Genomic DNA, 18,315 nt, shown 5'->3' on the forward strand with positions numbered 1-18,315 from the left:
CCGGCGCGGAAGGCGCCCAGAGCCAGCGGGCCCCTCGGTGAGGGGCTCGCTTTTTTATGGGCGGGTTGCTAGCGTGGGGGAAGCTCGTAGCGTCGATTCCTCGTTTCGCCGTGGGCGACGATAACTCCCTCAGCAGCTAGCCGATTCAGGTGGCTGCTGGCCGTTCGTCTGGTAACGCCTGCGACCTCCGCAACGCGGGCGACGGTGACGGGCCCCTCTTGGACGAGCTTCATGACGATTGCGGGGACTCCCTTCGCTGACTCAGCCTTTCGCGAGGGCTCCCGTGCCGTCTCGTCCTTTGCCCGCTTGGGGACGTGCGCGCGAAAGACATCCCCCTCTTCAAGAATGGGGTCTGCGCCTAGGTAGTGCTTGGAGTACTTGAAGAGGTTGCGCGTGCCGCTGCCGAGTTCATCGGCATAGGCAATTTGGCTGAAAAAGCGTGCGATTAGGGGATTCTTCGGAATAGGGTTGAAGCTCAAGGGGCTGATCGTCCCTGAGAACATCGCGCGGCTGGCGTTTTCGGTATGGATGCCGTTTTCGTCGATGATGAGTTTTGCGGGGAAGGGATTCGTATACTCGCGGTGGATGAGCAGGTTCGAGATGAGCTCGCGGCAGATGACGTCGCGCAGGCTTATGCGCGAGTCGCCTTCAAGGAAGAAGGGATTGGGGAGATTCTTGGCGCAGAACTCCATGAGTTGTCGCTGAGCGTCGATGAGGTTTGTCGTCACGACAATCCGATCGTCGTAGCGGTCTGCGTCATGTATGCGCACGATGGCATCTGTCTTGTAGGCGGGAAGTATCTGGGCTATCACCTCGTCTTTGCCCAGCAGAAGCGCGGCGGCTAGGTTGAGTCCCTCTTCGCCGGTAGAGAAGTCTCTTCCGATAAGGCCGGCATATCTCAGGATCTGGTCGTCGTCCAATGACGACCAGGGGTGTCCGGGCGTCCTCGTGGAGGCGAGCTTTCGGGCATGGGCGAGAACGTCAAGGCGAAGGTCGTCCATGCGCAGATAGGGATAGATTCTCTGCTCGGTGAACGTGCCGCTCTTTCTCAGATGAAGCGCGGTGGTCTGTGAGCCGGGAGGAATTTTGATGTCAGCATCGGCGACGCGGTCAAAAACCGTGCCCTTGAAGCTATGCACGTCGGGGCTCAGGGGAACCCATATCCTGATGATGGTACCATCGTCGATGACATGCCTTTCGGTTTCCACGCTTACAGGGGGACTGAATAGCTTTGGGTTGCGTGCCACGCTTGCGATGTTTCTCTGTATGGCAAGCTCCTGGCCTGCTTGGACGCCGGTTACTGTTCCGTCGTCTGCTATGCCAAGAAGGATGGTGCCTCCCGATCTGTTCGCAAAGGCGCAGATGGTCTCAAATACATCCTCGCCTGGGCTAGTTCCGCAGCGCTTGAACTCCATCGAGGGCCCTTCGCCGTGGGCTATCATTCGCAGAAGCTCTTGCTCGGCCATGGCCCTCATCTCCCTCGATGCGTTGAGGATGGTTTCAGGTGAGTATAGGGCATTTCCCGAATCATTTCCCGAATCATTTCCCGAATCATTTCCCGAATCGCCTTGCGCTAAGGAGCGTTCGCCGCTTGCCATCGAAACCAGCACGGGATTGTGTGGAGTTGTACGGATAATCCGTCAGTGGTGAACGTCTTTGGTTGCGTTCCAAGGGCTGTGATACTATATTCGACTGAACTGCCGCATGCATCTGAGCAGGCGGGATGTGATTCGACGAAGAAACGAGGGTGGGCCGCGCGTGAGCCAGTCGACGCTGACATATACCGCAGAGACTCGCGGGGGGGGGGCAGCCGCTTCAAGGTAACCCCGGCAGCCTCCGCGTAGACCCTGCCGCGGCGCGTTCGGCCGATGCCCGCGTCGCGAGGGCGCGCGCCCGTCGGTGCGCCCGACCCGTTTCATCTGTTTTTCCCGATCGAAAGCCGAATATCGCCGCTGACGCGCCCCTGGCGCGCTACGTCGTGCAGGTCGTCCCGTCCCGCGAGGACGCGGCGGCGCGGCGCGTGGCGGCCCTGGGCGGCCCTGCCGTGCGGGCGTGCTTCCCGCTGCGTCGTCAGATGCTGCGCAGGAAGGCCGGCGCGTGGAGCTACGCGCTGGAGCCCCTGTTCCCCGGTTACCTGTTCCTGTCCTCCGACGATCCGGAGTCGGTCGATCGCGCCCTGCGTCGCTCGACCCAGCCCGACGTGGTGCTGAGCGCCGGCCGCTGCGTGGCCGCGCTCTCCGACGCGGAGGCGGCCCTCGTGCGGGCCCTCGCCGATGGCGAGGGGATCGTGCGTTCCTCCCGCGGGCGCATCGTCGACGGCCAGCTGGTGGTGGATTCCGGCCCGCTCGTCGGGTTGGAGGATCTGGTGCGTCGCGTCGACCGCCATCATCGCGCGGCCTGGATCGACCCGTCCCGCGCCGCCGAGGTGCTGCTGGGGGAGGATCCGACGCGCTTCGGCACGCCGCTGACGCTGCCGGCCGGCGCCCACGGTCTCAAGGTGGGGCTGGAGGTGATCTCCAAGAGCTGACGAGCCGTCTCCGCCTTCGCAGCTTGTTGCGGAGAGCCCGAGCGAGCGGCGCGCCGGATTCCCGAAGATCGCGCCAGGCAATCGCCCTTTGAGTTCGCTCGACCTCTCCGCAGGAAACTGCACTGATATCCCGTTGCGTAAAGCGAGGCCGCGTTCGGCAGTCGTACAAGCGCGGGAGGGGAAGAGCGATTGCCGCGGAGGGCCGGAGGGCCCCGATGGCGGAGCCGAAGGAGGCGCCCTGGGCGACCGCCTGCGGCGAAGCCGTGCCGCGGTGGCTGAGCGCGGGCCCGCGGGCCCGATGGCGAGGCTGTGGCAGAAGGGAGGCGCCATGTGGTACGTGGTGCAGGTGGCGACCGGTCGCGAGCAAGCGGCCTGCGGCCTCATCGGCGAGCGCGTGGACAGCGCCCTTCTGAAGGAGTGCTTCGTGCCGCGTCGCACGGTGGCCTACAAGGAGGCCGACGGGTGGAAGACGGTGGAGGAGCCCCTGTTCCCGGGCTACGTCATCGTGGACACCGGCCAGCCCAAGCGCCTGCACGGGCACCTGCTGGCGCTGCCCGACTTCGCGCGCCTGCTCGACGTGGACGGCGAGTTCCTGCCGCTCGACGACGAGGAGGTGGCCTGGATTGACGCCTTCACGCATCGCGGCCACCGCGTGGTGGACATGTCGCGAGCGGTGGTGGAAGGCGGCATCGTCCGCATTGTGAGCGGGCCGCTGGTGGGCAAGGAGGCCCAGGTCAAGCGCATCAACCGCCGCAAGCGAACCGCCGTGCTCGAACTGCGCATCCTCGGCCGCGACGTCGAGGTGCCCATGGGCCTGGAGGTAGTTCGCCGCCAACGCTGATCCCCCTAAAGCACGACCGCCCCACCGGGGCACCCGAAGAACAAGAACCATAGAAGCCTTGCTCGACAACGAGATAGACTACCGCGAAGACGATGCCAGGTCGGAAACCGGCTCTGCGCGCCCGCCTGTTTGCACGCCCGAGTTGGGGAAGGCTGGATTTAACGCGGATGAGGGATGCCCCGCTGTGCCGGTCATCGTGGACGGGCGCTTCGTCGCGCCGCCGCCCGACCCCACGGTGGCCGCGCCCCGCAAGGGAGGCCGGGCCTACCTGGCCGCCAAGCGCGCCTTCGACGTGGCCTTCTCCGCCGCCGTGTGCGTCGTCCTCGCCGCGCCCGTGGCGCTGGCCTGCGCGGCCATCGCCCTCGACTCGCCGGGCAGCCCCATCTTCCGCCAGGAGCGCGTCGGCCAGGGCGGGCGGCCCATCCGCATCCTCAAGCTGCGCACCATGGTCGCCGACGCCCACGAGGCGCCCGAGCGCTACATGACCCCCGAGCAGCTCGAGGAGTGGAGGCGCGAGCAGAAGCTCGACGACGACCCGCGCGTGACGCGGGTGGGGCGCCTGCTGCGCCGCACCTCCCTCGACGAGCTGCCCCAGTTCCTCAACGTCCTGGCCGGCGACCTGTCGGTCATAGGCCCGCGCCCGGTGACGGAGGATGAGACCCGGGAGTTCGGCGACGCGCGCGACGAGTTCCTCTCCTGCAAGCCGGGCATCACCGGCTGGTGGCAGGTGACCGCGCGCAACGACGCCACCTGGGCCGACGGCGAGCGCCAGCTCCTCGAGCTGTTCTACGTGCGCCACGCGAGCCCGGGCCTGGACGCCCGCGTCTTCGCGCGAACCTTCAAGGCCATGCTGAGGGGGCAGTAGGAGATGGGCGAGATTATTGCTTCTGAAGCCAACCCGTTGGTCAGTGTGGTTGTACCGACCTTCAAGCGACCAGATAGATTGCCGGACGCACTGGACTCCATTCTCTCCCAAAGTTATAAGAATCTCGAGATCATCGTAGTTAACGATAATGTCTTATGCTCCGATTATGACGTGGGTACAGAAAGCATTATCTCCGTCTATCGCAAAATGGATAGTCGCGTTAGAGCTGTTCACACTTCTGGCCAGGTTGGGGGCGGGCGTGCGCGAAATATAGCGTGCAAGGAGGCTCTTGGGGAATACCTGGCCTTTTTGGATGATGATGATGTTTTCCTGCCTGACAAGATCGAGACTCAGCTTGCTTTTATGCAAAGTGGCGGATATGAGATGAGTTGGCAGGATATAGCTTGGTACAGCGAGCGTGGTCGCCTTGTTGAGTCTCGTCGGCTAGACCACTGCCAAGACTTCTCAAAAGAGGGATTGCTTCGCGCTCATCTGCTTATTCCTATATCCCCGACAGCAATATATATGCTCAAACGATCCCTCTTTGAGAGGACGGATGGTTTCGGGGAGGTTGCTACAGGGCAAGATTGGTGGCTGATGCTGCGGTGTATTGAGGCGGGTGCAAGGATAGGGTACATGCCTGGAGTCCATGTCCACCAGCGACTTCATGATGGGGAGCGGTTGTCGTTGGGGGAAAACAAGATTGTTGGCGAGGAAGCCCGTCATGATGCTGTGCGTACTTATTATCCGCAGTTGCCAGAAAAGGATGTGAGGTATATAGAGTTTCGGCACAATGCTGTACTTGCTTTTTCGTCAATACGGAGCGGTGCTTTGGCCAAGGGCGCATTATTTGCCTTTAAGGCGCTTGCCTGCTCACCCGTCGCCTTTTTTAGCGAGGGGCTTAAATTCATTCGGTCGGGCAAGAAAGATCGTTTCTAAGTATCGTATGACTTCATCTGGCCTCATTAAAAATATTTACCGTGTAGCGCTTAACGGTCTTGCTTCGGTGACGGGAGTTGAGTTCGCAAAAAAGTTTGACGCACGTATTCGCTTTGGTCGAAAGTTGGATCTGCGGGCGCCTGCCACGCTTGCAGATTTGGTCAACTGGTTGGAGCTCAATACAGATCAGACTTTAGCTGCTCAATGCTCTGATAAGTATGTCGTAAGAGAATATGTTACTTCGAAGAGGCTTGAGGGCATACTCATTCCACTTTGCGGAGGGTCCTGGACGGACGTGAGGCAGATAGACCTAGAATCTCTTCCTCGTTCACTTGTCCTTAAAGCCGCACATGGATGTGAAATGAACTATCTCTGTCGAGACAAAACTGACATCAAACACTCGGATCTAGAGAGGAAGGCGAAACGCTGGCTCAAAACAGAGTGCGTTTCGCCTGTTGATGTGTTTGTCGGCGTTTCGCGGTTCCTCCTCACTGTTTCAGAATCTATATGGCGTCTAAATTGGATGGGACGGGTTGATGGTCGCTGATTCGCTGGTGTCGATTATCATGCCTACCTGCAATTCTGCCAAGCATTTAGAAGCAGCCATTAACTCAGTCTTATCTCAGACTTACAGAAATTAGGAGCTATGCATCACAGATGATTGTTCCAGCGACAATACGGTGGCCATTCTGGAAGAATACTCAAAAAAAGATGGATGGATTAAACATCGACTCCTTTCAAAGAATTCCGGTGTCGCAGTTGCTCGCAACAGCTCATCGGACATGGCCTCAGGTCGGTATATCACATACCTCGATTCTGATGATGTCTGGGATCCGACAAAGGTAGAACTGCAGGTAATGTTTATGGTGGAAAACAGTAGCGCATTCTCTTGCGCTTCGTGCAGGGTCATTGATGGGAGTGGAATGGATCTTGACAAGACAGTTAAGATGCTCGAGAGAACCGATTACAGGGGATTCCTGTTAAATAATCTTTTGCAGACAGTCGGAATCATGGTGGATACAGAAAAGACGGGCAGGTCTTGCCTTGTCATGCCTAATTTAAGAAGACGACAAGATGCGGCGACTTGGCTTCAGGTTTTAGAAAATGATCATATTTGCTATAGAATGAGTGATGTCCTTTGCTCGTATCGTCGAGTTTCCGGATCTCTGTCAAGCGAAAAGTGCAAAGCTGCCAAGGGAGTTTGGTTTCTTTATCGCAAGGTAGAGAGGCTTCCTTTTCTGTTTAGCTGCAAATGCTTTGTTAGGTATGCCGTTTTGGTAGTTTAGAAGAGAACCTATTCGAACTGAGATGGTGAAATAAGCCACATGCGCATCAAACATTTACTGAGGACGGATTTTCCGAATTTGTATTCGAAGCTTAAGAGGGTGTACCAAAAAAGGGAGATAGAGAAACATCGTGAAATGAGTGTCTCAGCGATTGTCTCCGAATTAGGGAAGATGTACAGAAAGAGAATTGGGCTACCGTTAGATTTGTCTGACCCGAAAAGGTATACAGAGAAGATTCAATGGGTAAAGTTGTACGGTTGCTCGGATCAGAGCACCCTTCTAAGCGATAAATATGCTGTGCGTGATTGGGTTGAACGCAAGATAGGTTCTGAGTATTTGATCCCGCTGCTTGGGGTTTGGGAAAGCGTTGACGAAATCAACATTGATGAGTTGCCGCAGGCATTTGTTCTTAAAACTAACAATGCATCAGGTACGAATATACTCGTTCGTGACAAGAGAGAGATGGACTGGCGTAAAACAAAAAGGGTGCTGAATGACTGGCTTTTCATGGATTACGCTTATTACAGTTTCGAATTGCAATACAAGGATATTGCCCCAAGGATTATAGCCGAGGAACTGATGAAACCCGCAGAGGGTGAATCTGATCTAAGAGACTATAAGTTTCTCTGTTTTGATGGAGAGCCTGCGTATATTTGGGTGGATGTTAACAGGAACACCAATCATGCGAGGGCTGTATATAACTTGCGCTGGGAACTTCAATCATGGAACCAGTGCGATTATCCGGAAAAGGTTGATGTTGAAAAGCCTCAGAGCTTTGACGAGATGATCGAATTGGCGAAGATTTTGTCGAGTGGTTTTCCTCACGTTAGAGTTGATCTATACGAAATAAATGGCCGCCCATATTTTGGGGAGATGACTTTCACCAATGGGAGTGGATTCGAGCGCATCGACCCCATTGAATACGACGAGCTGCTCGGTAGCATGTGGACGATTGACTCGGCAGAAGATCCTTATGAGCTAGTAAAAAGAGAAGGTCGTCCGCAATATATCGAGGGAGCGCAGACGACGGCTGAAGGTCATCCGCAGATTTCTCGCTATCCTCGACAGGAGGCAAAGGTGACATCTGCAAAGCCGAGTGGGTATTTGGGACGATGATGAGTGCTTGTTGTCGGCGTTGGACGCTGATTTGTCTGGCGATGCCCAACAAAAGGACGAGAAGATGTTAAAACTTCAGCTGCTTATATCAACTATGGAGAATAGTCCCTCCAGCCTCTTCGCTCGTATGAACGTTCGCAACGAAGCGCTTGTTGTGAACCAATGCGATAAGTATGGCGCGACAAAGGGCGAAATTGCCGGAATAGGGTATATCTGGCTCGATTGTGGTGAACGAGGGGTTGGGCTGAGCCGAAATACGGCCTTGAATCGCGCACAGGGAGACATCGTTCTTTTTTGTGATGATGACTGTTGTTATGTAGATAATCTAGAGGAAGTTATTTTGGGCGCCTTCGAGAAAAATCCTGATGCTGACCTCCTTTTGTTTAATTTGCGACAAACCGGCAATGGCGAGAGAGCGAAGCTCGATATTGCCGAGAACAAGAGAGTGACTGGCTTGAGTTATATGAGATACGGCATTGCTCGGTGCGCTGCACGGAGGTCGGCTCTTGAGAAGAAAACGATCTCATTTTCAACGCTTTTTGGGGGAGGGTCACGCTACTCTTGCGGTGAAGACGTGGTTTTTTTCCATGATTGCCTAAAATCAGGATTGCGCATTTATACATGCACTGACTGCATCGGCACTGTGGACTTTTCGAAGTCTAGCTGGTTTAAAGGATATACAGAGAAGTATTACTATGATCGAGGGGCGCTGCATGCGGCTGTTGGCGGTATGCTTCACCCTGCGATCTCATTGAGGCACGCTCTGAAAACAAGAGATGTTCAGAAAGAAATTCGCTTATCTGGGGCGATGTCGGCCATGCTTCGAGGGGCAAAAGAATTTCTGAAATCTAACTAGCATTCCGGTTTTCGTGGAAAAGAAAGAAAAGCGTGTCAAACAGTATTCTGCTATATCCTGAATCGACGCTCGTGTATGTTGTCGTCGTTGCAGCCTGCTGTCTTGTAGCTTATTTGGGCGAGGGCCACGAAAGTCGCAGCTATCCAGCTATCATTATTTTGATTCTGGCCGTATTTGTGGGGCTCAGGTCAATAGACGTCGGAATTGACACGGGACATTTTTACAATCATTTTAATTCGCCGCTTGTGTTTGGCGTTGAGCCTGGTTTTCTATGGCTGATGAGATTCGTCTCGTCTTTGGGCGCCACGTATAGCTACGTTCTGATTATTGCGGCAGCAATCACTTACTCCTGCTTTGTTATGCGGTTATGGGAGCTCCGTGACAAGCTCAGCTTCCCATTGGGGGTGTTCGTGCTCTGCTCACTATACTTGCCATATACCATGAATACGTTTCGCCAGTTTATCGTTCTGGCAGTACTCTTCTGGGCCTCCCGTTACTTTTTTCGCCGAGAATATGCGAAATACTGCGTAATTGTTTTTGCCTGCATGCTGATTCATAAGACCTCAATTATCGCATTGGCACTACTAGCCTTGATTCCCTTTCAGCTTAAGGAGCTTAAAGGTAACGCCCGAACTCTGGCCCTTCTCTTTTCCCTCTCAATGCCGTTACTTATTGTGGTTGCAGGGTTCTTTTTGCTCAATTCAGGGGCTCTTTCCTCTTATTTGAAATACTTGATCGAGGAGGAGACGGGCCGAACCGGCTTAATGGCCCTGATCAAACTACTGTTCATTTTTCTTGCGTTTTCGTTGTCACGGGGCGGAGGCTATCGGAGAAGTTTGCTTCCTGATACGATTTCAAGGTTCATTGCCGCGATTGCCATATTTGGAATATGCTTAGAGCCGCTAAACGTGATATCTCCGTATCTTGATCGAGCGGCTCTCTATTTCTCGGTTTATCAGATAGCATTCTTTGCTATTCTCTACAAAAACGCCCCGGGAAGATCTCGTGAATTCATTTTTGCGGGGATATTTGTTATTTGCGCCTATGCGCTATATGCGTCTCTCGCATCAAATGGTCACGGAATCATGCCATATTCAATGGCGTCTCCTCTCATTCTATTCGGAAGCGAAGCGTAGCAGCACGATGGACACTAAGCTTCTGTCGGTAATTATTCCAGTGCATGACTCAGCACGATATGCGAACTCGCTCGCAGAGATGGTGATGTCTCAGACGTATAGCCGATGTGAGATTATTGTCGTAGACGACGGAAGTTCGGATGGAACTGCCTCTGCTTTTCGAAATGCATTCCATTCATGTGATTCTGTTTCTGTAATCGAACAGGATAATCAAGGATCCGCTATTGCCAGAAATAGAGGGCTGGCTTGCGCAACAGGCGATTATGTGATGTTTCTGGACGGCGATGACGTGTATCATAGAGAATTGTTCGAGTCTGTTGTTTCCGTTATGTCTTCATCGGGCGCGGACATGTGCATTTTCGAGGCTGCGGCAATTGACTGCCGGAACGGAGTGCGCAGCCCATATATTTCTTATGACGCTTTCCCGCAAGGTCTTTATTCCCGCAGCAAATTCGGTGCAGAGCTATTCGATGTGGTCAGAACCGTTCCTTGGAACAAATGCTTCCGACGAAGCTTTCTGGCAGACAACAATATCCTTTTTCAGAGCCTCCCGGTTAACAACGATGTGTGTTTTTCCGTATCAGCTGCCATATATGCAGAAAAGATCTACGTTCTTCGCAAATGCTTAATCGATTACCGCATGTATCTCGGCGAAAGCCTTCAGGACAAGAGGGGGAAGCATCCAGAGTGCGCCATAAAGGCCCTAGAGGAGGTATGGGCTCGCTGCAGCCAGATGATCGAGACTGATGATGAGGCGTTTCAGGCTTTTAACTCGCTAGCGCTTAACGCATTCTTCTACTCATTCTACGCATCGATCAATGATGAGGATATGTCGCGTCTGGTATGGGTAATGTTCAAAGAAAGCTTTTCTTACCAGGCGCTTGATGACTATCCCAAGAAAAAATTTAAGAGACGATCTGATTTGGTGAAGTATTTTGCAGTAAAAAATGCAGACTGCTCGAGTCTGCGGTATGCCTGCTTGTCTCATGGCGATCACAGGGATTCAGGATCGTTTCAAAAAGTGCTTCTCGCAATCAAATTGGTCTTTGCGGGCTTATTGGGTTTCTCTTGGAAGCGGGGAAAATAAATGGTTATTTTTGGTTCTTCGAACATCATTAAGTCAATCGAATTTAGGCATCGTTTGCGAAAGAAGCAGGAGATTATTAATAGACATAAAAAAATGAGTACATCGGAAATTGTCGATGATTTGCAGAGAAGATACCTTGAGATGACTGGCAGGCACCTCAACCTCGATGAGCCAGAGACGTTTACTGAGAAAATACAGTGGACCAAGCTGTTTGACCTGGACGAAGAGAAGACTACGCTATCGGATAAATATGCAGTTCGATCGTGGGTGGAGGGAAGGATAGGGGAAGAGTATCTCATTCCTCTGTATGGGTGTTGGGATCATGCCAATGAGATAGATTTCGATGCACTACCCTCGTCCTTCGTACTCAAGACAAACAATGCTTGCGGAACAAACATCATTGTACGCGACAAAGGAGAAATTGATGCTCAGTTGGCGAGGAGCCAGCTTGATGCTTGGCTGGAGATGGATTTTGGATGGGAGACCTTCGAGGCTCAGTACATGAGTATTCCGCCGAAAATTATTGCCGAGAAATTGTTGATCGGGGAGCGTGGATCCGACCCTACTGACTATAAGTTCCTTTGCTTTAATGGAAAGCCCGAGTACATATGGGTAACTGATGACCGAAGCACAAATCATACGGAGCTCACTCTGAATACCGACTGGACTAAAGCTGACTGGAGAGATGCTTCAACGAAAGAGCCGGAGACGCTTCCCGAAAAACCGAAAGAATTGGAGTTGATGCTGGAAATAGCTAGAAAGCTGTCGACAGGTTTTTCGCATGTTCGAGTAGATCTCTATTGTGTGAGCGGCCGGGTGTATTTCGGAGAGATGACTTTTACGAGTGGTAGCGGTTTTTTTAGAGTTGAGCCATCTGTGTATGATGAACGCATCGGAGCTCTGTGGAGGATTGACGATGCGAAAACTGGGATGTTTGACAATAGGCTGACGATCGGGAATGCCAGATGAGTAAGGCTATGCACAAAGGCGAGATGAGCGGTAGATACTTGCTTTCCGTTGTTGTTCCCACAAGGAATCGTCAGAAATATGCGCTAGGTCTAATTGAGCAGATAGCGAATTTCCCAAATTCAAACGATGCCATCCAAATCGTCGTTACGGATAATAGCGATAATGACAGCTTGAGGGATGAAGTGGAGAAGGTAGCCGGCAAGAGGAATGTAAAATACCTGTATATAGCCGAGCGCATCCCTGGTGTTGACAACTATGCAAAAGCAATAGAATTGAGCGAAGGGGAGTATGTTTGCTGCGTCGGCGACGACGATGCAATTCTCCCCGACTTATTGATGATAGCTGAATGGGCGTTAGGGAATGGGGTTGATGCGGTAAAGTTTGGCGCTCAGGCCTCATATGTATGGCCTAGCGCAGCAAATGGGTATATGTCTAGCCGCTTAAGTTTGAATCGGTTCTCTACATCGGTATCTGTAGTAAATGTCGAAGATGAGCTAATCAGCTTTCTGCGATCAGGCTGCCTTGACTTGCCCAGTGCGAAAATACCCAAAGCTTATCACGGACTTGTCCGTCGACGTTTATTCGATGAGATATTTAAGCGTACCGGGCGATATTGCGGGGGTTTGTCGCCGGATATCTACTTAAGCGTCTCGCTCGCGCTCTTGCTTGATAATCTCATCTGCATTGACGTTCCCTTGACTATTTTTGGCGCATGCAGGCAAAGTACAACAGGAGATTCGCTTAATAAGACAAATGTTGGCAGGTTGGAGGATGCCCCTCATTTTGTAGGACAAGAATACGAGTGGGATGAATTAGTTCCCAGATACTATTGTGGGGCCAATATTTGGGCGGACTCTGCGATGCATGCTTTAGTCGATATGGGAAGGGCTGATCTTAAAAAGCATTTTTCAGTGGAGCACATTGCGGCGTATGGTCTAGCTGAGAACCCAAGATACAGCGATGCCATAAAAGCATGCTTGTCTTCTTGCCAATGCGATGGCAGGAAAGTACGCAAGCTCGTGCTGTCAATGAGAAAACGGCGCAGAATTCGCTTTATAAAAGACGTGTTGAAGAACAATTCCTCGATAGCAAAGCCGTTTTATCGGGTGCGATCCGCTATTCGAGAGCGAAAGGGCGATGATCGATACGTTGCCTCGGGCGTCTGCTCCGCCGCCGAAGCTGCGAATATTGTCCATGAGCGCATCATGGATTGTATCCCTCGTATAATTAGCGCATTGGATCTGAGGGTCTCTGATAATGGGGAAAGATAGTAGATCAATCGTCTCCAATGTAGGGTGGTCGGTTGTCGAGCGCCTCTGCTCTCAGGTTGTTCTTTTTGTTGTGTCGGTAATTCTGGCGCGACTAATCGTTCCCGAAGTCTATGGAATTGCAACCGTAGTGACCGTCATCGTTAATATTCTTGCGGTTGTTCTTCCATCTGGCTTCTCTAGCGCCTTAATTTATTCAAAGATGGATGATGTTCGCTGTTACTCAACGGCATTTTGGGCGACGCTTATTCTGACATTGGTTCTATATTCTGTATTATTTATCTCAGCTCCCCTTCTCGCGGATTACTATTCGGCTGAGGAGATAACGGTCTATGTGCGCATAACAGCCATCCAGCTGATATTGCAGGGGATCCAATCCATTCCTTTTGCATATATCTCAAAAAAAATGCTTTTCAGGGAAAACTACAAAGCAACTCTTGTGGGCGTAATTGCCTCGGCGCTTGTTTCGATTTCGCTCGCTGTTTTTGGTTTGGGCGTCTGGGCTCTATTGCTGAGCGTCTCCATTCAGACGGCTGTTTCTACGATAGTTTTGTGTCGTGCGATCAACTTCCGCGTTGAGCTCAGGATGGATCTGGGCATTGCGAAAGAGATGTTTCTGTACTGCTGGAAGCTTATGGGCGTCGATTTCCTTAACTCGCTGTACTCAAGCCTTAACAGCTTGATTATTGGAAAGCTATTTCAGAAAACGGAGGTCGCCTTCTATACGCGTGCCTACAATTTGCCGCAAATGTTGCTGGGGAGCGTTACGACTGCAGTATCTAAGGTTTTGTTCCCCGTATTTTCCGAGAGAAATGAAAGCGTTGATTGCGTGCGACTGATGCTCAGAAAGTCAGTTCGACTGATGAACTACACGGTATACCCCTTGCTAGGCGCGTTGGGGGCAATGGGCTATGAGATTGTCGTCGTGCTTTATACCGAGCAGTGGGTTGGGGTGGTTCCATATCTTTACGTCATGTGTTTTGTCTGGGCTTTTCAGCCGGTTCAGACTTGCGCGATTCAGGCCTTCAAGGCTTTAGGGAAGACGGGGATATTTCTAAAACTAGAAATTTTAAAAAAGTTGGCTGGATTGATCATAATAGCGGGCTTTGTCTATTTTATGGGCGACCCGATGGCCCTTGCTTTCTCGTTGCTGGCAAGCCAGGTGATTTCCTCGTTGATTAATATGCCACTTCTAAAGAAACATTTAGGCTATTCGTATGGGGATCAGGTAAAAGACATGATCGAGTCTCTCCCAGTTAGCCTTCTGATGATCTGTGGCATTCGGGGCGCGGCGATGCTGGTTGGGAATTTGGCTATGAGAATTCCCCTGCAGATACTAATCGGAGCCGGGATCTATTCGTTGCTCTCATGGCTTATAAAAAGTGAGAACTTTTTCTATCTGAAGGATGTCGCATTGGAGATCGTTGGGCGCAAGATTAGATAGAAGCCCTCATTTGTCTTTCCGATTAACGGCTGGGCGTAAGTCGCGAAATGCCGAAAGCAGACGAATGGCTTCACTTCGAAATGGTCTGGCGGCCCTTTTAAAGCGATTGGTGTTTGTCGGATGTTTGTGCTGAGATCTGGCATGGCGGATTTTTTTGAGGCCTCTCTATTCTCTGACAGAGATGACGGGACCCGTGCAAGGCCTCCGGATTTGGGTGTGGATCTGTTTGCTGTATCCAGGCTAGTTGTGAACTTTGAAAACGAAAGAGGAAGGAGCTGAGATGAAGGACTCCAGTCATTTTGCAGGGAAAACGCTCATGATTACCGGGGGAACCGGCAGTTTTGGAAATACGGTGCTTAGGCACTTTCTTGAATCCGATGTAGGGGAGATACGAATTTTTTCTCGTGATGAAAAGAAGCAGGATGATATGCGACATCGTCTGCAGTTGATGCATCCGGAATGCGCAGAAAAAGTGCGGTATTTCATCGGAGATGTTAGGGACCAGAGAAGCGTAAGAGATTCGATGCATGGTGTTGACTATGTGTTTCACGCAGCGGCGCTCAAACAGGTGCCTAGTTGCGAGTTCTTTCCAATGGAGGCTGTTCGCACCAATGTAATTGGGACAGACAATGTTCTGCATGCAGCCATTGATGAGGGCGTTGAGCGCGTGGTGTGCCTTTCCACGGATAAGGCGGCTTATCCGATAAATGCTATGGGAAAGAGCAAGGCGATGATGGAGAGCATTATCTACGCCAATGCCAGAAATGGCGCTGGGCGCACCACGATTTGCTGTACTCGATATGGCAACGTAATGTGCAGCAGAGGATCTATCATTCCTCTGTTCATCGAGCAAATTCGCAAAGGAATGCCTCTTACGATCACAGACCCAGCGATGACAAGATTTCTTATGAACCTAGATGAAGCGGTTGATCTGGTGGAATTCGCATTCCTAAATGCTGAGCCTGGCGATCTGTTCATTCAAAAATCGCCGGCTTCGACTATTAGGGTGCTTGCCGAGGCAGTGCAGAAGATATTCGGTCAGACGGATGTGAAAATCATAGGCCCCCGCCATGGCGAAAAGCTCTTTGAAACGCTGATGACTTGCGAGGAGCGGTTGCGCTCGGAAGACATGGGAAGGTATTTCCGTGTGAGGAGCGATACCCGCGACCTCAATTACGATCGACGTATAGAAACTGGTGAGGTTCGCACTATGGCTGACGAATCGTACACGAGTCACAACACGGATCGCCTCGATGTCGATAGAACCGTGGAGAAGATAATGACCTCGTCCTATGTCAGGCTTGCGCTTGAGGGGAAGCTTGCTGAGGACGAGTTTTCCCAGGCGTAGCGATCTCCTTTTGAAAGGAAGGTGCGGAGGATGATCCCCCTCGTTAAAACATTTATTCCCGAGAGAAAAGAGCTCATGCCGGCACTTGAGCGAGAGTTATATAGTGGCTACATTGCGACTGGTGATACGGTTTCCTTATTCGAGCAGAACTTCGGCACTCTTATTGAAAATGAGAATTTCATAGCGCTTAATTCGGGGTCGGCGGCTCTTCACATAGCATTATGCTTGGCGGGAATAGAGCCTGGAGACGAGGTTATTAGTACTCCGATGACCGCTGAGCCCACCAATACGGTTATTGCGCAGACGGGTGCCAAGATCGTCTGGGCGGATGTCGATCCTAAGACGGGGCTCATCTCGCCTAACTCCATTAGGAGCAAGATAACGGAACGGACGAAGGCAATCGTTGTCGTTCATTATGCGGGAATGGTCTGCGATATGCGGGCCATAAATGCTATTTCTCAGGCATCTAATATACCCGTAATCGAGGACGATGCACATGCCTTGCTGGCTCAGTTTGAGGGAAAGCCTATTGGATCTAACTCGGCTTTTACATGCTTTTCGTTTCAGGCCATCAAGCAAATGACGACGGTTGATGGAGGGGGGATAGCTGTCAAGGATCCCTCTCTTGTTTCTGAGGCGAAACGGCTACGTTGGTTTGGTCTTGATAAAGGGGTAAGCCGACTTGGCAATGACATAAAGCGCATCGGCTACAAATACGCAATGAATAATGTGACGGCTGCGATGGGTCTTGTTCAGATAGATCATGTGGAAGGCAATGTAGGATCGTGCATTCTTAACGGAAGGTACTACGACGAGCGGCTTTTGGGCATTTCGGGGGTGACCACGGTTCCGTATTACGCCGATACGAAGCCCTCGTATTGGCTTTATACGATGAAGGTTGATCGTCGTGATGACTTTATTCGGGCAATGCGGGCACGTGGAATTGAGTCGTCTCCTCTCCATCATAGGAGCGACACCCATAGCGTCTTTTCCAATTCAAGATGCGACCTACCCGGTTTGGATGAGTGGTATTCGAATTATGTTCACATTCCTTGCGGGTGGTGGGTTGGTGATGAAGAGCGAGAGAAGATCGTTGAGGCGGTAAGGGCTGGATGGTGACGATACCGTTGCTAAAGCCCCATATGCCCGAGTTGGGCCAAGACTTTCTTGACGTTGTGAAGTCGGGCAACTTAAGTGGCGGCAGCAAAATGCGTCGCTTTGAGGACTCACTTTCCAGGTGGGTTGGAAGCGAAAGAGTGGTAGCGGTCAATTCATTTAATTCTGCGATATATGTAGCGTTGGCGACAATTGGCGTAGGAGCTGGCGATAAAGTTATTGCTTCGCCTATGGGGTGCCTTGCCTCGTTGCTCCCTGTGCGCGCAGCTGGAGTAAGTGTGGTTTGGGCAGACGTAGATCCGCTCACGGGCACTCTTGATCCTGCGAGTGTGGAGAGGTGCATGGGGCCAGAAACAAAGGCTGTGATTCATAATCATTTTTGCGGATATCCAGGACGTATAGACGAGATAAATGAAGTCGCTCATTCCTATGGCGTGAAGGTGATAGATGACGGCATCGAAGCCTTTGGGGCACAGTACAGGGATCGTTCCATCGGGGCGTCTGGAGCGGACGCGACGGTCTTTTCCTTTGGGCCCGTAAGAATTCCAAACACAGTTGATGGCGGTGCGGTTGTTGTTGACGACGAAGAGTTATTTGAGCGGGCGAGGCTTCTTCGCGATTGCGGGGTTGATCGCTCGAGGTTTAGGGACAGCATGGGTGAGATAGACGGGTCGTGCGATGTTCTGCTGCCGGGCATTTCGGCAAAGATGAGTGAGCTTAATGCTTTTATTGGACTATCGCAGATGGAGTATGTGGAAGAACTCCTGAACAAACAGAAGGAAAACGCTGATGCCTGGAAGAGCGTGCTTGTTTCTGAGAATGTTCAACCAGTTGGATCTGCAGATGCCGCCCCGAGCTGGTGGGTATTCGGGGTTTTGGCCGAGCAGAAAAAGGCGTTCATTGAGGAGAGTCGATCGCGGGGCTTTTGGGCCTCAGGGGTGCACGCCGATCTAAGCCAATACTCTATTTTTGGGGGCAGGGAGTGTAGCCTTCCTGGAGTCGATGAGTTCGCCTCTCGTTTTGTGGCATTGCCTTGTGGCTGGTGGGTCGAGCGAGATGAAATCCACGGCTTTTCTTGTAGCTAGGTGAGCAATTGCGGAAATGCTGAATCGGAGGCTTTATGGTTAGGTTAAAGGGCGTCGTTTTAGAGATGCTTCAGCACCAAGATGCAGATGACCGTCTTCTTCGGAAGATTATCGATCTGAAGAACGAGTCTTGGCCATATGGAGAGGAGTCCCAGCGAGAGTGGCTCAAGAAAAATATGGGCGTACATGATTGGCACTGTCTTTTGTGGGCAGGCGATGACTTGACGGGGTACTGCACCTTGTCAGAGGTAGTTCTGGATATCAATGGATGCACGAGCGACATCCTTGGGTTAGGCTGCGTTTGCGTAGCCAGCAAGAAAAAAGGCCATGGGTGGGGGGCAACATTGTCGACGCTCGTTTCCCAGCTTATAAGAGATTCTGGGCATGCCGGAATGCTTATATGCCGTGATGATCTAGTTGGGTTTTATCAGA

17 protein-coding genes are annotated in these 18,315 nt (G+C 52.0%); 16 read left to right on the top strand and 1 reads right to left on the bottom strand.

The window, feature by feature from the left end; all coding sequences use genetic code 11:
• Positions 1-68: 68 nt before the first annotated feature.
• Positions 69-1,466 carry an RNA-binding domain-containing protein gene (locus LPT13_RS10680; protein WP_242166341.1) on the bottom strand — a complete coding sequence of 466 codons (1,398 nt, stop codon included), beginning with the start codon at positions 1,464-1,466 and terminating at the stop codon, positions 69-71.
• 512 nt (positions 1,467-1,978) lie between these two features.
• On the opposite strand from LPT13_RS10680, the gene LPT13_RS10685 reads away from it, so the two are divergent.
• From LPT13_RS10685 to LPT13_RS10750, 16 genes are all read left to right on the top strand, one after another.
• Positions 1,979-2,527: an antitermination protein NusG gene (locus LPT13_RS10685; protein WP_242166343.1), complete on the top strand. Its 549-nt coding sequence runs from the start codon at positions 1,979-1,981 to the stop codon at positions 2,525-2,527.
• A 328-nt stretch (positions 2,528-2,855) separates the two neighbouring features.
• Positions 2,856-3,368: an antiterminator LoaP gene (loaP, locus tag LPT13_RS10690; protein ID WP_242166345.1), complete on the top strand. Its 513-nt coding sequence runs from the start codon at positions 2,856-2,858 to the stop codon at positions 3,366-3,368.
• A 184-nt stretch (positions 3,369-3,552) separates the two neighbouring features.
• A complete protein-coding gene (locus LPT13_RS10695; RefSeq protein WP_242166347.1) occupies positions 3,553-4,233 on the top strand; it encodes a sugar transferase in 681 nt (226 codons plus the stop codon).
• Positions 4,234-4,236: 3 nt separating this feature from the next.
• Positions 4,237-5,172: a glycosyltransferase family 2 protein gene (locus LPT13_RS10700; protein WP_242166348.1), complete on the top strand. Its 936-nt coding sequence runs from the start codon at positions 4,237-4,239 to the stop codon at positions 5,170-5,172.
• A 7-nt stretch (positions 5,173-5,179) separates the two neighbouring features.
• The gene (locus LPT13_RS11940; RefSeq protein WP_430622581.1) at positions 5,180-5,719 is read left to right on the top strand and encodes an ATP-grasp fold amidoligase family protein; all 540 of its coding nucleotides are present in this window, start codon (positions 5,180-5,182) and stop codon (positions 5,717-5,719) included.
• A 103-nt stretch (positions 5,720-5,822) separates the two neighbouring features.
• The gene (locus LPT13_RS11945) at positions 5,823-6,458 is read left to right on the top strand and encodes a glycosyltransferase family 2 protein (RefSeq protein WP_430622582.1); all 636 of its coding nucleotides are present in this window, start codon (positions 5,823-5,825) and stop codon (positions 6,456-6,458) included.
• Between the two features lie 39 nt (positions 6,459-6,497).
• Positions 6,498-7,574 carry an ATP-grasp fold amidoligase family protein gene (locus LPT13_RS10705; RefSeq protein WP_242166350.1) on the top strand — a complete coding sequence of 359 codons (1,077 nt, stop codon included), beginning with the start codon at positions 6,498-6,500 and terminating at the stop codon, positions 7,572-7,574.
• 64 nt (positions 7,575-7,638) lie between these two features.
• A complete protein-coding gene (locus LPT13_RS10710) occupies positions 7,639-8,430 on the top strand; it encodes a glycosyltransferase family 2 protein (protein ID WP_242166351.1) in 792 nt (263 codons plus the stop codon).
• Between the two features lie 32 nt (positions 8,431-8,462).
• Positions 8,463-9,566 carry an EpsG family protein gene (locus tag LPT13_RS10715; RefSeq protein ID WP_242166353.1) on the top strand — a complete coding sequence of 368 codons (1,104 nt, stop codon included), beginning with the start codon at positions 8,463-8,465 and terminating at the stop codon, positions 9,564-9,566.
• A 7-nt stretch (positions 9,567-9,573) separates the two neighbouring features.
• The gene (locus tag LPT13_RS10720; RefSeq protein ID WP_242166356.1) at positions 9,574-10,653 is read left to right on the top strand and encodes a glycosyltransferase family 2 protein; all 1,080 of its coding nucleotides are present in this window, start codon (positions 9,574-9,576) and stop codon (positions 10,651-10,653) included.
• A gap of 93 nt (positions 10,654-10,746) precedes the next feature.
• Complete coding sequence (locus LPT13_RS10725; RefSeq protein WP_242166358.1) at positions 10,747-11,622, top strand: ATP-grasp fold amidoligase family protein; 876 nt, start codon at positions 10,747-10,749, stop codon at positions 11,620-11,622.
• Positions 11,619-12,893 (top strand): glycosyltransferase, encoded by a 1,275-nt coding sequence (locus LPT13_RS10730; RefSeq protein WP_242166360.1) that lies wholly within the window; start codon positions 11,619-11,621, stop codon positions 12,891-12,893. The genes LPT13_RS10725 and LPT13_RS10730 overlap by 4 nt, the downstream gene beginning before the upstream one ends.
• Positions 12,880-14,334, top strand: a complete 1,455-nt coding sequence (locus LPT13_RS10735) for a lipopolysaccharide biosynthesis protein (protein ID WP_242166363.1) — start codon at positions 12,880-12,882, stop codon at positions 14,332-14,334. The genes LPT13_RS10730 and LPT13_RS10735 overlap by 14 nt, the downstream gene beginning before the upstream one ends.
• A gap of 280 nt (positions 14,335-14,614) precedes the next feature.
• Positions 14,615-15,682, top strand: coding sequence for a polysaccharide biosynthesis protein (locus tag LPT13_RS10740; RefSeq protein ID WP_242166364.1), 1,068 nt, complete (start codon positions 14,615-14,617; stop codon positions 15,680-15,682).
• 30 nt (positions 15,683-15,712) lie between these two features.
• Positions 15,713-16,801 carry a DegT/DnrJ/EryC1/StrS family aminotransferase gene (locus LPT13_RS10745; protein WP_242166367.1) on the top strand — a complete coding sequence of 363 codons (1,089 nt, stop codon included), beginning with the start codon at positions 15,713-15,715 and terminating at the stop codon, positions 16,799-16,801.
• Complete coding sequence (locus LPT13_RS10750) at positions 16,795-17,883, top strand: DegT/DnrJ/EryC1/StrS family aminotransferase (protein WP_242166368.1); 1,089 nt, start codon at positions 16,795-16,797, stop codon at positions 17,881-17,883. Before LPT13_RS10745 ends, LPT13_RS10750 begins: the two co-directional genes overlap by 7 nt.
• Positions 17,884-18,315: the final 432 nt, after the last annotated feature.

Origin of the sequence: Adlercreutzia faecimuris, assembly GCF_022669055.1 — a bacterium.
Classification (GTDB): domain Bacteria; phylum Actinomycetota; class Coriobacteriia; order Coriobacteriales; family Eggerthellaceae; genus Enterorhabdus; species Enterorhabdus faecimuris.

What these genes read in the sequence shown, in the direction of transcription:
- LPT13_RS10750 (WP_242166368.1), top strand. Translation starts at nt 16,795, where the DNA reads ATGGTGACGATACCGTTGCTAAAGCCCCATATGCCCGAGTTGGGCCAA.
- LPT13_RS10740 (WP_242166364.1), top strand. Translation starts at nt 14,615, where the DNA reads ATGAAGGACTCCAGTCATTTTGCAGGGAAAACGCTCATGATTACCGGG.
- LPT13_RS10745 (WP_242166367.1), top strand. Translation starts at nt 15,713, where the DNA reads ATGATCCCCCTCGTTAAAACATTTATTCCCGAGAGAAAAGAGCTCATG.
- LPT13_RS10680 (WP_242166341.1), bottom strand. Translation starts at nt 1,466, where the DNA reads ATGGCCGAGCAAGAGCTTCTGCGAATGATAGCCCACGGCGAAGGGCCC.
- LPT13_RS10735 (WP_242166363.1), top strand. Translation starts at nt 12,880, where the DNA reads ATGGGGAAAGATAGTAGATCAATCGTCTCCAATGTAGGGTGGTCGGTT.
- loaP (WP_242166345.1), top strand. Translation starts at nt 2,856, where the DNA reads ATGTGGTACGTGGTGCAGGTGGCGACCGGTCGCGAGCAAGCGGCCTGC.
- LPT13_RS10720 (WP_242166356.1), top strand. Translation starts at nt 9,574, where the DNA reads ATGGACACTAAGCTTCTGTCGGTAATTATTCCAGTGCATGACTCAGCA.
- LPT13_RS11940 (WP_430622581.1), top strand. Translation starts at nt 5,180, where the DNA reads ATGACTTCATCTGGCCTCATTAAAAATATTTACCGTGTAGCGCTTAAC.
- LPT13_RS10725 (WP_242166358.1), top strand. Translation starts at nt 10,747, where the DNA reads ATGAGTACATCGGAAATTGTCGATGATTTGCAGAGAAGATACCTTGAG.
- LPT13_RS10700 (WP_242166348.1), top strand. Translation starts at nt 4,237, where the DNA reads ATGGGCGAGATTATTGCTTCTGAAGCCAACCCGTTGGTCAGTGTGGTT.
- LPT13_RS10705 (WP_242166350.1), top strand. Translation starts at nt 6,498, where the DNA reads ATGCGCATCAAACATTTACTGAGGACGGATTTTCCGAATTTGTATTCG.
- LPT13_RS10710 (WP_242166351.1), top strand. Translation starts at nt 7,639, where the DNA reads ATGTTAAAACTTCAGCTGCTTATATCAACTATGGAGAATAGTCCCTCC.
- LPT13_RS10730 (WP_242166360.1), top strand. Translation starts at nt 11,619, where the DNA reads ATGAGTAAGGCTATGCACAAAGGCGAGATGAGCGGTAGATACTTGCTT.